The organism is Massilia sp. P1_C10 (genome assembly GCF_056406475.1).
Map to the genome: position 1 here is coordinate 105,409 of NZ_JBFUAC010000011.1, position 13,200 is coordinate 118,608.

General features: G+C 63.8%; 12 protein-coding genes and 2 tRNA genes. 4 read left to right on the forward strand and 10 right to left on the reverse strand.

Going from position 1 to position 13,200, the window contains the following annotated elements:
- Positions 1-3: 3 nt before the first annotated feature.
- Positions 4-993, forward strand: a complete 990-nt coding sequence (locus tag AC1D02_RS20420) for a D-2-hydroxyacid dehydrogenase family protein (protein WP_477320290.1) — start codon at positions 4-6, stop codon at positions 991-993.
- A 77-nt stretch (positions 994-1,070) separates the two neighbouring features.
- Here AC1D02_RS20420 and AC1D02_RS20425 read toward each other — a convergent pair whose 3' ends face one another.
- On the reverse strand, positions 1,071-1,811 hold the full coding sequence (locus AC1D02_RS20425; RefSeq protein ID WP_477320292.1) for an L-asparaginase: 741 nt from the start codon (positions 1,809-1,811) through the stop codon (positions 1,071-1,073).
- A 123-nt stretch (positions 1,812-1,934) separates the two neighbouring features.
- Here AC1D02_RS20425 and AC1D02_RS20430 point away from each other — a divergent pair, with 123 nt between their 5' ends.
- Entirely contained in the window at positions 1,935-2,420 is a 486-nt protein-coding gene (locus AC1D02_RS20430; protein WP_477320294.1) for an asparaginase domain-containing protein, read from the forward strand.
- A gap of 44 nt (positions 2,421-2,464) precedes the next feature.
- Here the strand turns inward: AC1D02_RS20430 and AC1D02_RS20435 are convergent, their stop codons facing one another.
- The 4 genes from AC1D02_RS20435 to AC1D02_RS20450 all read right to left on the reverse strand — a co-directional run bounded on the left by AC1D02_RS20435 (position 2,465) and on the right by AC1D02_RS20450 (position 7,640).
- Positions 2,465-3,361, reverse strand: a complete 897-nt coding sequence (locus AC1D02_RS20435) for a recombination-associated protein RdgC (protein WP_477320296.1) — start codon at positions 3,359-3,361, stop codon at positions 2,465-2,467.
- A 118-nt stretch (positions 3,362-3,479) separates the two neighbouring features.
- On the reverse strand, positions 3,480-4,556 hold the full coding sequence (gene dinB, locus AC1D02_RS20440) for a DNA polymerase IV (RefSeq protein ID WP_477320298.1): 1,077 nt from the start codon (positions 4,554-4,556) through the stop codon (positions 3,480-3,482).
- Between the two features lie 72 nt (positions 4,557-4,628).
- Positions 4,629-5,294, reverse strand: a complete 666-nt coding sequence (locus AC1D02_RS20445) for a transposase (protein ID WP_477320300.1) — start codon at positions 5,292-5,294, stop codon at positions 4,629-4,631.
- A 126-nt stretch (positions 5,295-5,420) separates the two neighbouring features.
- Positions 5,421-7,640: a TonB-dependent receptor gene (locus AC1D02_RS20450; RefSeq protein WP_477320302.1), complete on the reverse strand. Its 2,220-nt coding sequence runs from the start codon at positions 7,638-7,640 to the stop codon at positions 5,421-5,423.
- A 312-nt stretch (positions 7,641-7,952) separates the two neighbouring features.
- Here AC1D02_RS20450 and AC1D02_RS20455 point away from each other — a divergent pair.
- Both AC1D02_RS20455 and AC1D02_RS20460 read left to right on the forward strand, forming a co-directional pair.
- Positions 7,953-8,028: transfer RNA gene (locus AC1D02_RS20455), tRNA-Val, on the forward strand.
- A 44-nt stretch (positions 8,029-8,072) separates the two neighbouring features.
- Positions 8,073-8,149 (forward strand) — tRNA-Asp (locus tag AC1D02_RS20460).
- A gap of 281 nt (positions 8,150-8,430) precedes the next feature.
- On the opposite strand, the gene AC1D02_RS20465 is transcribed toward AC1D02_RS20460, so the two are convergent.
- The 5 genes from AC1D02_RS20465 to AC1D02_RS20485 form a co-directional block, all read right to left on the reverse strand.
- Positions 8,431-9,597: a GGDEF domain-containing protein gene (locus tag AC1D02_RS20465; RefSeq protein WP_477320304.1), complete on the reverse strand. Its 1,167-nt coding sequence runs from the start codon at positions 9,595-9,597 to the stop codon at positions 8,431-8,433.
- A gap of 330 nt (positions 9,598-9,927) precedes the next feature.
- On the reverse strand, positions 9,928-12,138 hold the full coding sequence (locus tag AC1D02_RS20470) for a YgiQ family radical SAM protein (protein ID WP_477320312.1): 2,211 nt from the start codon (positions 12,136-12,138) through the stop codon (positions 9,928-9,930).
- A 216-nt stretch (positions 12,139-12,354) separates the two neighbouring features.
- The gene (locus AC1D02_RS20475; RefSeq protein ID WP_477320306.1) at positions 12,355-12,654 is read right to left on the reverse strand and encodes a DUF4404 family protein; all 300 of its coding nucleotides are present in this window, start codon (positions 12,652-12,654) and stop codon (positions 12,355-12,357) included.
- Positions 12,655-12,667: 13 nt separating this feature from the next.
- Positions 12,668-12,880, reverse strand: coding sequence for a VF530 family protein (locus AC1D02_RS20480; RefSeq protein ID WP_477320308.1), 213 nt, complete (start codon positions 12,878-12,880; stop codon positions 12,668-12,670).
- A 127-nt stretch (positions 12,881-13,007) separates the two neighbouring features.
- Positions 13,008-13,200: IS3 family transposase (locus AC1D02_RS20485; protein ID WP_477317141.1), on the reverse strand; the 193-nt coding region annotated here is incomplete at its 5' end.

Here is a 13,200-nt window from a genome sequence, read left to right on the forward strand (position 1 = left end):
CCAATGAAAATAGCTGTCCTCGACGACTATCAGGATGCCGTGCGCAACCTGGATTGCTTCAAGCTGCTGGACGGGCATGAGGTGAAGGTGTTCAACAATTCGACGCGCGGCCTGGGCCAGCTGGCGATCCGGCTGGGGACGTACGATGCGCTGGTGTTGATCCGCGAGCGCACCGCCATCACCAGCGCGCTGCTGGCCAAGCTGCCCAACCTGAAGCTGATCTCGCAGACCGGCAAGGTGGCCGGCCACATCGACGTGGCGGCGGCGACCGCCCGCGGCGTGGCGATCGCCGAGGGCGTGGGATCGCCGGTCGCGCCGGCCGAGCTGACCTGGGCGCTGATCATGGCGGCGAGCCGCAAGATCGTGCCGTACGCGAACAACCTGAAGGACGGGCTGTGGCAGACGGCGTCGATCAATCCGGCGCTCAATGGACTCGGCAGCGTGTTGAAGGGCAAGACGCTGGCGATCTGGGGCTACGGCAAGATCGGCAAGATGGTGGCGGGCTACGGCAAGGCGTTCGGCATGAGCGTGCTGGTGTGGGGACGCGAGGCGAGCCGGACGGCGGCGCTGGCGGACGGTTTTCAAGCCGCCGGGTCGCAGGAAGAGTTCTTCGAGCGGGCCGATGTGCTGACGGTGCATCTGCGGCTGGTAGATGCGACGCGCGGGATTGTCACGGCCCAGGACCTGGCGCGCATGAAGTGCGCGTCGCTGTTCGTCAATACCAGCCGGGCTGAGCTGGTCGAGGAAGGCGCGCTGGAGGCGGCGCTGCCGCAGGGACGGCCGGGGGCGGCGGCGCTGGATGTGTTTACCAGCGAGCCGCTGGCGCCGGATGCGCCGCTGCTGCGCATGCCGACGGTGCTGGCGACGCCGCACCTGGGGTATGTCGAGAAGGACAGCTACGAGCTGTATTTCGAGGCGGCGTTCCGCAACATCGTCAACTTCGCCGAGGGCAAGCCGAGCGGGATTTTGAATTCCGAGGTGCTGGCTCGCTGACTTCGGCACGCGGCGGCGGCAAAACCGGGGTCAGGTCCGCCGGACCTGACGCCAGCCCTTGGTCCGCGTCCAGAGCTTCAGCCGGTAATACTGATTGGCGGCGCAGGCACCACGTGGGCGCGCGTCCACAGGCCGGCCCATCCCGGCGGCCAGGCAATCTGCGGCCCCGCATACGCCGGCAAGGTCGCGCGCACCGGAATCACCGGCACCGGCGGCACTTCCTTCAGGCCGCCCGCCGTCGCGCGTTCCATATCGAGGCTGTACATGTACCCCGGCAGCAGCGCATCGCACACGCCCCTGAACCAGTCGGTGTGGTCGTCGTCGCGCCCCAGCGCCTGCGCCAGCCCCTGCGGATCGAACTTGGCCAGCGCGGTGATCAGCTCGTCGGTCGAGGCGCCTGGCGAATCGCCCCAGCCCATCACCGGATTGACGTTGTAGTCGGCGCCCGAGCCGTACCAGCCTTCGCGCCACGGCCGCTGCATCCAGTTGCGCTGGCCGGTGAACAGATGCCAGCGCCAGTGCAGGCCGGACGGCTTCGGCCACGAGTACAGGTACAGCTTCTCGTAACCGGCCTCATGCAAAGCGCGCACCATCGCCATCAGGCGCGCGTGCGGCATGCGGTCGGGCGGCGCACGGCGGAACAGGATCGCTTCGCCGTCGGCGTGCTGCACGTCGTCGGTGGACAGGTTCAGGTCGAGCGTGCGCTGCTCGCTGCCGAAGCGCGCGCTGATCCAGCCCGTGAGCAAATTGACATGCGTGATCACACCGTAGCCGCGGTGGCGGTGAAAGATGACAGTTCCTGGAGCGAGCGTTTTCATTGGATCGAGTGTAGCGGTGCGCTGATGAAGATTCTAGCGTAGTCACAACCGGATACAAGGTTTTCGACAGCACGTGTGCGAGGCGCTATCATGAGGCACTTTTCACACACACCACACATCACCATGAATTTGCGGATCATCGCCACCGGCGGCACCTTCGACAAGCACTACGACGAGCTGACCGGCAAGCTCGATTTCGCCGCCAGCCATTTGCCGGCGGTGCTGGCGCGCACGCGCATGACCATTCCGGTCGAACTGGAAGTGCTGCCGCTGCTCGATTCGCTCGACATGCAGGACGTCGACCGCGCGCGCGTGCTGGCGTCGTGCAAGGCGGCGGCAGAGAAAGCCATCGTCATCATCCACGGCACCGACACGATGCGCGAGACCGCCGGCGTGCTGGGCGCGGCAAAGCTGGACAAGGCGATCGTGTTGACCGGCGCGATGATCCCTTACGAGATCGCGAATTCGGATGCGCTGTTCAATCTGGGATTTGCTACGGGCGTCGCGCAGACCTTGCAGCCTGGCGTGTACGTGGCCATGAACGGCCAGGTGTTCGGGTGGGATAACGTCACCAAGAACAAAGCGGCCGGGGTGTTCCAGCCGCTGTGACAAATTCGGGGCCAGGTCCGGCGGACCTGACCCCATACTTCCGCTTACGCCTTCGCTTCGCCGCCAAGGGCTTCGACGACGTCGGCCATCATCTGCGCCAGTTCGCCCGTCATCATCATCATGTCGTTGTCGAAGCGCTCTTCGTCGTTGCGTGTCGACGCGTCGTTTTCCTTGATCACGTCGAGCGGCTTGATGCCCTTGATCGCCAGCGACTCGGTCAGCACGAACGAGACCTTGTCGTTCCACGTCATCGCCAGGCGCGTGCACTGCTTGCCGGCGGCGATGTGGCGGCGGATGTCGTCCGCTTCCAGCGCGTGCTTCACGTAGCGCACCGCGGCCTTGCTCTCGCCGGTGGCGCGCAGCTCGGTGTCCTGGTCCACGGTGAAGCCGACCGGCGCCTCGTCCGTCTCCAGCCATGCCGTCATCACCGCGACCGGCGAACGCTGCACGCGCAGGCTCTCGAGCGGCAGCTTGTCGACCGCCTTGAGCAGCAGCTTGATCACGTCGTCGGCCTTGGCCGGGCTGGCCGCATCGACCACCAGCCAGCCGTTGACCGGATCGATCCAGGTGTACACGTTGCTGCGGATGCTGAATGCGCGCGGCAGCAGTTCGTCGGCCACGCGCTCTTTCAATTCCTTCATCGCCTTCTTGCCTGGCGCGAAACCTTGTGCTTCTTCCAATTCGGCCGCCTTGGCCTTGGCCACCTGGTTGATGACCGAACCTGGCAGCAGCTTCTTCTCGGTGCCCAGCTGGATCAGCATCTGCTTGTTGACGACGTGGACCAGGCCGCCGTTCGGACGCGGCTTGTCCCAGCCCTGGCGCAGCAGCTCGTTGCTGGTGGCTGGCACGAAGCTGTTCGGCTCGAGGGCCGCTTCCAGTTCCTCAGGGGTGAAATTCCATGGTGCGGGCAGGCGGTAAATCTGGAGATTCTTAAACCACATAATTGATATCCGATTGTTTCAGCATTACAGAAGGAACGACATTCTACACGCTCGGAAGAGCCGGGAATCGTCGCTGTTGGGTAGAAAATGTTTACTTCAACTGGGCCTTGCGCGCGCCTCAGAGTTCTGCGCCATCGGCGAACAGGGACAGCTGCGCCAGCGTCTCCTCCTCGCCCAGGCGCACGCCCAGGCCGAGCAGGCGCACCGGCATGTTCCGGCGCAGGAAGCCGGTTTCCATCAGGCGCGCGTACTGCGCCGGGTCGGGCGCGGCGCCGACGCATTCGACCGTCGTCTGGGCGAAATCGGCGAATTTGATCTTGGCGAACAGCTTGTGCACATGGCGCTCGGCGCCGGCGCGCCTGATGCGGCCCTGCAGGCTTTCGTACAGCTCGGGCAGCAGCGCCAGGCACGCGGCGAGATCCGGCACATCGGGGGTGTAGGTCTCCTCGACGCTGACCGACTTGCGTTCGCGCTCGTTCGACACCACGCGGTTGTCGATGCCGCGGCACAGGTCGTGCAGGCGCGCGCCGAAGCTGCCGAAGTGGTGCTGCAGCTCCTGCATGGTCCAGCCGCGCAGGTCGTCGCAGGTCTGCACGCCCAGGCCATTCAGTTTCGCCGCGGTGACCTTGCCGACACCGTGCAGCTTCTTGACCGGCAGCGCGGCGACGAAGGCGTCGACTTCGTCCGGGCGCACCAGGAACAGGCCATCGGGCTTGTTCCAGTCGCTGGCGATCTTGGCGACGAACTTGTTGGGCGCCACGCCCGCCGACGCGGTGATGCCGACCGTGTCGAAGATGCGCTGGCGGATCTGCTGCGCGATCAGGGTGGCGCTGCCCTTGCAGTGCGGCGAATTGGAGACGTCGAGATAAGCCTCGTCGAGCGACAGCGGCTCGACCAGGTCGGTGTAGTCGCCGTAGATGGCCAAGATCTGGCGCGAGGCGACGCGGTACTTCTCCATGTTGGGAGGGATGACCACCAGGTCGGGACACAGCTTGAGGGCGGTGGCGGTGGCCATGGCCGAATGGATGCCGTAGCGGCGCGCGTCGTAGTTACAGGTGGCGACGACGCCCCGCTGGTCGGGGCGGCCGCCGACGGCGAGCGGCACATCGCGCAGCGACGGATCGTCGCGCATCTCGACCGAAGCGTAGAAACAATCGCAATCGCAGTGGATAATTTTTCGGGCCGAAGCGTTCACGCGGGGACGGGACTACTGTAAATGCATACAGTATTCACCAAGACCTAATTTATTGCAAGTTTGAGCCGTGGCCTAAGCCCTGGGGTCAGGTCCGGCGGACCTGACCCCGCCCTTGTCGCCGCCGCCGAACTGAGCGACGAACGCATCGTCGCCGAGAACGAGCCGGCCGCTGGCCAAGGGACTCCCGAGACCGTGTCCCTGCGCGACAAATTCACGATACGCCCTGATCGCCGGAGCGCGCTCCCCGCTGAATTGACTCAGCACCCAACTCACTTCCAGCCAATCAGGCGCCGCAGCCAGCCCGCACGTCATCGCGTAGCTGCTCCACGGCCAACCGCCGGCAGTCTCGACCATCCCCGCCCGCACCGGGTTGAGAACCATGTAGCGCATCAATTCCAGTAAGTACGATTGACGCTGCACCAGCACCGCGTGATAGCGGCCCTGGAATAAATGTCCGACTGTCTCGTGACGGCGGTTGAAGCATTGCGTGTAGCGGCCATTGAGCTGGCGCATGCCACCCGCGAGATTGGCATCCGGCGTCTCAATCATCAGATGAAAGTGATTGCCCATCTGGCAGAACGCGTGCACCGTCCAATTGAAGCTCGTACAGACCTCGTTGAATATTTTCAGCCATGCGCGGCGGTCGCCATCGTCAAAAAAAATGGTCTGGCGGCGATCGCCTCGTGACGTCACGTGATGGATGGCGCCGGGGAATTCGATGCGAAGGGGTCTGGGCATGGCAGTCTCCTGGAGGTCAGGTTCGACGCCTTTCTTGCGGACGAGTTCAAAAAAAAGGCCGCGACTGAATCGCGGCCATCGTGCAACATCGGGGTCAGGTCCGACGGACCTTACCCCAAACCCACCTTAGAAGTTGCCCTTGAACTGGACGCCCAGCGTGCGCGGCTCGTTGATGAAGCCGGTCAGGTTGTTGAAGTCGATGCCGCCCGTGATGCGGCGGTTGTCGAGGATGTTGCGGCCGAACGCGGCGACTTCATACTTGCCGTTGCCGAAGATGTAGCCCACTCGCAGGCCGCCTTCGGTCAGCGGCTTGCCGGTGAACTCGACCGACTCGTACAGGAAGAAGTTGATCTTGCTGCGATACGACCAGTCGGTCAGCGCGTACAGCTGGCCGTCGGCCAGGTTCCACTGGTAGCGTGCCGACGCGTTGACCGTCCAGCGCGGCGCCTGCGGCAGCGGATTGCCGTCGATGATTGCGCGGCCGGCGCTATTGACCGGGTCGAGCGGCGTGCACTTCGTGCCGCAGTTGGCGATCGACAGGCTGGCGTCGCGGATCTCGGTGAAGTTGTAGCTGCCGCCGGCCGTGACCTTGAAGTCGCTGGTGACGAAGCCTTCGAAATCGAGCTCGGCGCCGCGACCCTTGGTCTTGGCCGCGTTGATCAGGCGGTTGACGTTCGAGTTACCGCCGACCACCGTCAGCTGCTGGTTCTTGACGTCGAAGTCGTACACGCTGAACGCGACGCGCGCGCGGCGATTCAGCAGGTCGGCCTTGACGCCCGCTTCGTACGAGGTGATGGTCTCGGCGTCGGCCACGGTGATCGGCACGGCGGCCGACGCGGCGGCGATACTCGGCGCGCGGAAGCCGGTCGCGACGCGCGCGTACAGGCTGACGTCCTTATCGAGCTTGTAGGTGCCGCTCAGGTCCCAGTTCACTTTGCTCTTGCTCTCGCTGACCGAGTTCGGACCGATCTGCACCACGTTGACGGCTTCGACGGTGTTGAAGTCCTTGTCGTCCTTGGTGTAGCGCACGCCGCCGCGCACGGTGAACGCGTCGCTGATGGCGTAGTTCAGCGAGCCGAACGCCGCCCACGCGGTGTTCTTCTGGTGGCTGGCCAGGTGCGTGGTCTGCGCGCCGGTGCTGCTGTTGAAGGCGTCGCTGAAGCCGTTCGCGTCTTCATTGAAGTAGTACACGCCGGCCTGCCAGTTCAGCGGACCCGCCAGCTTCGACTCGGCGCGGAACTCCTGCGAGTACTGCTTGACGCCGGTGATGCCGCCGGCCGTCTCGACCTGGAACGGGATGAAGCCAGGACCGGCCGGCGTGCCGCCGTCGATGTCGCCGCGGCTCAGGTAGCGGTTGACGTGCTCGTAGCCGGTGATCGAGTACAGCTTGATCGCGCCCATGTCCCACGACAGGCGCGCGCTGGCGCCGCTGGTCTTGAGGTTCTGGTAGTTCTGCGCGTTGGTGACGATCTTGTCCGCATCGAAGCCGTCGACGAAATCGTTGGTGCCCTTCTTGATCAGATTCGCGCGGAACAGGCGCGAGCTGCCCGTGGTCGTGCGCTGGTGGACGTTGAACAGCGCGTTGAAGGTGATGTTCGGCGAGTACAGCAACTGCAGGCGCTCGGCGTGCTCGTTGTAGCCTTCCAGTTCGCCGCGCTTGACGGTGAACGCGGTGTCGGCGTAGTTGTCGACGTAGTTGTCGCGGTGCTGGCGCAGGGTCGAGAAGCGCAACGCCCATTCCGGCGACAGCGGCACGTTGACGGCGCCGTCGACGTTGACCGAGTTATGCGATGCGTAGGTGCCGTTATAGTAGCCTTCGACCTTTTTCAGGCTTGGCTTTTCGGATTCGAACTTGACCACGCCGGCCGGGGTGTTGCGGCCGAACAGGGTGCCCTGCGGGCCGCGCAGCACTTCGACGCTGGCGAGGTCGAAGATCGGGAAGCCTTTGAGGATCGGGTTTTCCTGCACCACGTCGTCATAGATCAGCGACACAGGCTGCGACGCGAAGGTGTTGAAGTCAGTGTTGCCGTAGCCGCGGATGTAGAAGCGCGGGAAGGTGCGGCCGTTCGACGATTCGACGTTCAGGCTAGGCACTTTACCGGCCAGCACGCGGATGTCTTCGCCGCCGGAGACGATCACGTCGAGCTTTTCGCCCTTGATCGCGGTGACGGAGACCGGCACGTCCTTGATGTTCTCGGTGCGGCGCTGGGCCGTCACGGTGACGCTTTGCAGTTCTGGAGCAGTGGTCTGGGCGATGGCGGAAGCGAGCGGCAGCATGGCCGTCAGGGCCAGCATGGCGCCGTTTGCGCGCAACACGCGCCTGTGCATCTTGGACAACTTGGTCATATCTTATTCCTCAGAAAATTGAATGAAGCCTTGCGATGGAATTGCACCTGCTGTCTCCCGCTGGCCTGCATCGTGAGGATGTCTGGTGGGTGGCCAAGAATGTGAACTGCCGGCATTGTCTTTCATCGTGCGCAATCCCTGCAAGATATGCACGTCAATACGTCCAATCGATACAACACTTTGATGAGTTGAAAGATGGAGGAAATACGGGCGCACGAAAAAAAGCTCTTGCGCGGTGCGGAAGATTTAGATATGATTCGGGCCTCTTCAGACGTGGTGACAAACGTCGGATGCAGTCGAAATGAAGTGTGCGGGCGCTTAGCTCAGTTGGTAGAGCGGAGCCCTTACAAGGCTTAGGTCGGGAGTTCGAGCCTCTCAGCGCCCACCAGTCATGACTGTATCCTGATCAGCGGTACCGATCAAAGTAACAACGGAGTGGTAGTTCAGTTGGTTAGAATACCGGCCTGTCACGTCGGGGGTCGCGGGTTCGAGTCCCGTCCGCTCCGCCAGCATCAAKRAAAAAGCCCCGCTTGTCGGGGCTTTTTYMTTATATATACGGGTCAGAGTGCTCCCCCTGCGGGGAGCRCGGATTGGGACTCGAAGCGAATCGCTTGCAAGCGATTCGGCGGCCTGCCGAAGGTAGGCGAGTCCCGGGCGTTCCGCCGGCCTCAAAGAAAAGGCCCCGCTTTTTGGCGGGGCTTTTTCTTTGCTGATCAGGTTATAAGAGCAAGCAAAGGCATAACGTCAACTTCAAGATGGGGTCAGGTCCGCAGGACCAGACCCCGTGGCGCTAGCCCGCCACCACGCGCAATCGCGCCTGCCCCACCTCCACCCGGTCGCGTCCCGCGCTCTTGGCCGCATACAGCGCGTGATCCGCGCGCGCCAGCGCCGAGTTGATATGCTCGTTCGGATCGATCACCACCACGCCGATGCTAATGGTCATGCTGTACATGCCGCCGCTGACCGCCATCTGCGCCGCCGCCACTTCGCGGCGCAGCCGTTCCGCCGCCAGCACCGCCCCTTCAAGTTCGGTGCCCGGCAAAACCAGCGCGAACTCCTCCCCGCCCAACCTTCCCATGATGTCATGATCGCGCAGCGTCGCCTGCGCGGTCGCGGCGAACAGGCACAAGGCCTCGTCACCGGTGGCGTGGCCGAAGCGGTCGTTAAGCCGCTTGAAATGGTCGATGTCGATCATCATCAGCGCGATCGGGCTGCGCAGCCGGGTGGCCAGCAAGCGCGCCGATTCGGTACGCTCGAAAAACGCGCGCCGGTTCACCAGCCCGGTCAGGCTGTCGATGGTGGCCAGCCGCGCCATCTGCTGGTCGTCCTTCTCCTTGCACAGCAACAGGAAGCCGAAGCCGTTGACGATCATCAGCAGGTAGCCGGCCAGGTAGGCCAGGCTTTGGACGGCGCCAGGCGTGAACACGGCGAGGCTGCCATGCACGATACCGCTCCAGGCGCGCGCGCTCATCGCGGCGAAGAACAACAGGCCGTTGACGCCGATGATCCGCTGCAGCAGCGAATGGCCGACGCCGGGGCGTAGCAGGATCGTCGCCATCGCCGCGGTGTAAAAGGCGATGATCATCGACATCAGGATCACCAGCGTGTTGGGCGAGGCGTGGTTGAAGCGGGCGCCGTGCATGACCACCAGCGCCAGCAGGGTGAACGGGTACAGCACGAGGCGCCAGCGCGCGAAGCCGAAGAAGGTGCAGTAGGCAGCCGCCTCGATGGCGGTGCCGGCGATCAGCGCGGTGTTGGCGGCGTAGGCCACGCCGATCCACGGCAGGTCCGGGCGCAGCCATCCGAGCAGGTGGGCGCAACCCTGCACTAGCTTGGCGAACGCCCACGCGCGCAGGGCCGGATTAGCCGTCGCCGAACGCGCGTAGCCCGCCATCAAAATGGCAAACCCGATATTGCCGATGGCGAGCACCAGCATGAAGGTCCTGATATCGATCACTGCCTGTTCCTTGTGCCGGCCTGCGCGATTTTTGGGCGGCAGGACGACGGTCGTCGTAGCGCGGGCGGATTGCCTGCTACGCGGAACAGATATTGAAATTACAATTACTGTTTCCGTGAGGAACTATACTACACGGAAAAAGGATGCGGTGGCGGGATGTACGCACGTGCGTGTGCGAGATGCCACACATGCAAGGGTCGGGGCAAGGCCCTGGGCCTGACGCCGCAGTGGGACGGCGACAGGATCGATGTTGGGGCGACGCGGAAGAGGGGGACTCGGCGTCCCCGTCGCTCCGCAGGACCAGACCCCCGATGCTGCAAACGGCCCGCCTTACTTGCGGCCGGCGCGCGCCTTGGCTGCCGGAGCAGCCGCCTTCGGCCTGGTCTTGATGGTCGCCAGGATCGACGGCCGCACCTTCGACTCCGGCGCGATGAACGGCGTCGGCGCGATCGCGCGCGCGGTGGCCCGCTTCGGCGCCGCCGCGAACTTGTCGAGCGTGCCGGCGCCGGAGGTCTGGCGCTTGCGCTCGCCCGCCGCCAGCCCGCCGTCTTCCGACGCCTGCCACGCAGGCACCAGGTGGCGGTCGCCATTGCCGATCAAGTCGCCGCGCCCCATCTTCACCAGCGTCTCGCGCAGGATCGGCCAGTTGGCCGGGTCCTGGTAGCGCAGGAAGGCCTTGTGCGAACGCCGCACCTTGCCGCTCTTCGCCGTCTCGACCACTTCCGAATCGGCCGTCACCTTCTTCAAAGGGTTCTTGCGCGAGTGGTACATGGTGGTCGCCATCGCCATCGGCGTCGGCATGAAGGTCTGCACCTGGTCCAGCTTGAAGTTGTTCTTCTTCAGCCACAGCGCCAGGTTCAGCATGTCCTCGTCGGTGGTGCCGGGATGCGCCGCGATGAAGTACGGGATCAGGTACTGCTTCTTGCCCGCTTCGAGCGAGTACTTGTCGAACATCGCCTTGAACTCGTCGTAGGCGCCGATCCCCGGCTTCATCATCTTCGACAAGGTGCCTTCTTCGGTGTGCTCCGGCGCGATCTTCAGCAGGCCGCCGACGTGGTGCGTGACCAGTTCCTTCACGTACTCGGGCGAACGCACCGCCAGGTCGTAGCGCAGGCCCGAGCTGATCAACACCTTCTTGATGCCCGGGATCGCGCGCGCCTTGCGGTACAGCGAAATCAGCTTGCTGTGATCGGTGCCCAGGTTGACGCAGATGGTCGGGTACACGCACGACAGGCGGCGGCACGATTCCTCGATCTTCTTGTCCTTGCACGCCAGCCGGTACATGTTCGCGGTCGGGCCGCCCATGTCCGAGATGGTGCCGGTGAAGCCCTTGGTCTTGTCGCGGATATGCTCGATCTCGCGCAGGATCGACGGCTCGCTGCGGCTCTGGATGATGCGGCCTTCGTGCTCGGTGATCGAGCAGAAGGTGCAGCCGCCGAAGCAGCCGCGCATGATGTTGACCGAGAAGCGGATCATGTCCCAGGCCGGGATCTTGGCCTTGCCGTAGCTAGGGTGCGGCGCGCGCGCGTAGTTCATGTCGTAGACGCCGTCCATCTCGTCCATCGCCAGCGGCAGCGGCGGCGGGTTGAGCCAGACATCGCGCTCGCCGTGCGCCTGCACCATCGCGCGCGCATTGCCCGGATTCGATTCCAGGTGGAACACGCGCGAGGCGTGCGCGTACATCACCGGGTCGTCCTTGACCACGTCGTAGGCCGGCAGGCGCACCACGGTCTTGTCGTGTTTTTCCCTGGCCAGCGCCAGGCGCTCTTCGCGCGTCATGATGCGGATCGGTTTGACCACCTCAGGCGCGGCGGCGGCGTTGTCCGTGGCGCAGGCGCTCTTGTCTTCCTGGGCCATCGCGTACGGATCGGGATGCGCGTCGACCTTGCCGGGCACGTCGACCCGGGTCGAGTTGGCGACCGACCAGTCGTCGGCGGGCAGCCAGCCGGCGGGCGCCATGAAGGCGGTGCCGCGCAGGTCGCGGATGTCCTTGATGTTTTCGCCGGCGGCCAGGCGATGCGTCAGGTCGACCAGCGCGCGCTCGGCGTTACCGAACAGGAGCAGGTCGGCCTTCGAATCGGGCAGCACCGAGCGGCGCACCTTGTCGGACCAGTAATCGTAGTGGGCGATGCGGCGCAGCGAGGCCTCGATCGAGCCGATGATCACCGGGACGTCAGGGAAGGCTTCGCGCGCGCGCTGGGCGTACACGGTGACGGTGCGGTCGGGGCGCTTGTTCGGTTCGCCGTTGGGCGTGTAGGCGTCGTCGGAGCGGATCTTGCGGTCGGCCGTGTAGCGGTTGACCATCGAGTCCATGTTGCCGGCGGTGACGCCGAAGTACAGGTTCGGCTTGCCCAGCGCGCGGAAAGCGTCGGCCGAGTGCCAGTCCGGCTGGCTGATGATGCCGACGCGGAAGCCCTGGGCCTCGAGCAGGCGGCCAACCAGCGCCATGCCGAAGCTCGGGTGGTCGATGTAGGCATCGCCGGTGACCAGGATCACGTCGCAGGAATCCCAGCCGAGCGCGTCCATCTCGGCGCGGGACATCGGCAGGAAAGGCGCAGCGGCAGCGCGGCTAGACCGCTTCGGGACGGTCGCAAACAGGTTTGTTGGGGAGTTCATTGGGCGGTATTGTACCGGAAAACGTTCCGGACGGCCCGAATGCGGGGAAAAAGTGCTTAAGTATCAATAACTTGGCAACAAACGGCGGCAGGTTTGGGTCTGAGCCGTGGGGTCAGACCCGAGCGCGGCGGCGAAAATTGCCTAGATGCCCATGTTGGACAACATGTTGCCCAGCTCGCGCAGGGCTGGCTCAAGGCGCGGATGTTTGGCCGCGAACTTGGCGGTGATCTCCTGCGAGCGTTCTGCCAGGCCGTAGGTCGTGCTCTCCGGCTCGATGGTGCCGGCGTCTTCGGCCAGGCGGCGTTCGAGCAGGATCTTGATGTCGCCGTCCAGCTGGCGCAGCAGGTCCTTCAGTTCCGCGTCCACCTCGCCAGTGCTGGCCAGGTCGGCGTGCAGGGTCTTCAGATGCTGCTTCAGGTTCGATGCGTTCTCGTTCAACATGGTCGCTCTCGCTTTAATCGGTGAACTGCGTCTCCAGGTACAACTCCTCAACCTTCGTGCGCGCCCAGGGGGTCTTGCGCAGAAATTTCAGGCTCGATTTGATGCTCGGGTCGCTGATGAAACAGTTGATTTCAATGTGCTTGCCGAGTTGCTGCCAGCCGTAGTGGTCCACCAGCCGGGTCAGGATTGCTTCCAGTGTGATGCCGTGTAAATCCTGAACGCTCATTGCAGCCTGTCTATCCTTGGGTTGTTGTGAAAAGTATATACCGTAACAAGCGCATGCGGCGCAGACAAAAAATGGGGTCAGGTCCGCCGGACTGAAGTGCCACCCAAATGTTGGACAGCGAGGATAACTAGCTGATCGCGTACCGAATCCTGTACTTCACAGGACTCAGGCCCTTCAGCCTCGATTTAATGCGCTTGCAATTATAGTATTCGATGTAGCTTGTGATCGCGAGCTGTAACTGGTCGACGCTGCTGAATTTCGTTCGATGAAACATCTCGCTTTTGAGGATGCCAAAGAAGTTCTCCATCACTGCATTGTCA

Coding starts and splice junctions, on each gene's coding strand:
- AC1D02_RS20470 (WP_477320312.1), bottom strand. CDS start 12,138: ATGTCCCGCGCCGAGATGGACGCGCTCGGCTGGGATTCCTGCGACGTG.
- AC1D02_RS20480 (WP_477320308.1), bottom strand. CDS start 12,880: ATGAGCGTTCAGGATTTACACGGCATCACACTGGAAGCAATCCTGACC.
- AC1D02_RS20450 (WP_477320302.1), bottom strand. CDS start 7,640: ATGACCAAGTTGTCCAAGATGCACAGGCGCGTGTTGCGCGCAAACGGC.
- AC1D02_RS20475 (WP_477320306.1), bottom strand. CDS start 12,654: ATGTTGAACGAGAACGCATCGAACCTGAAGCAGCATCTGAAGACCCTG.
- AC1D02_RS20420 (WP_477320290.1), top strand. CDS start 4: ATGAAAATAGCTGTCCTCGACGACTATCAGGATGCCGTGCGCAACCTG.
- AC1D02_RS20445 (WP_477320300.1), bottom strand. CDS start 5,294: ATGCCCAGACCCCTTCGCATCGAATTCCCCGGCGCCATCCATCACGTG.
- AC1D02_RS20425 (WP_477320292.1), bottom strand. CDS start 1,811: ATGAAAACGCTCGCTCCAGGAACTGTCATCTTTCACCGCCACCGCGGC.
- AC1D02_RS20430 (WP_477320294.1), top strand. CDS start 1,935: ATGAATTTGCGGATCATCGCCACCGGCGGCACCTTCGACAAGCACTAC.
- AC1D02_RS20435 (WP_477320296.1), bottom strand. CDS start 3,361: ATGTGGTTTAAGAATCTCCAGATTTACCGCCTGCCCGCACCATGGAAT.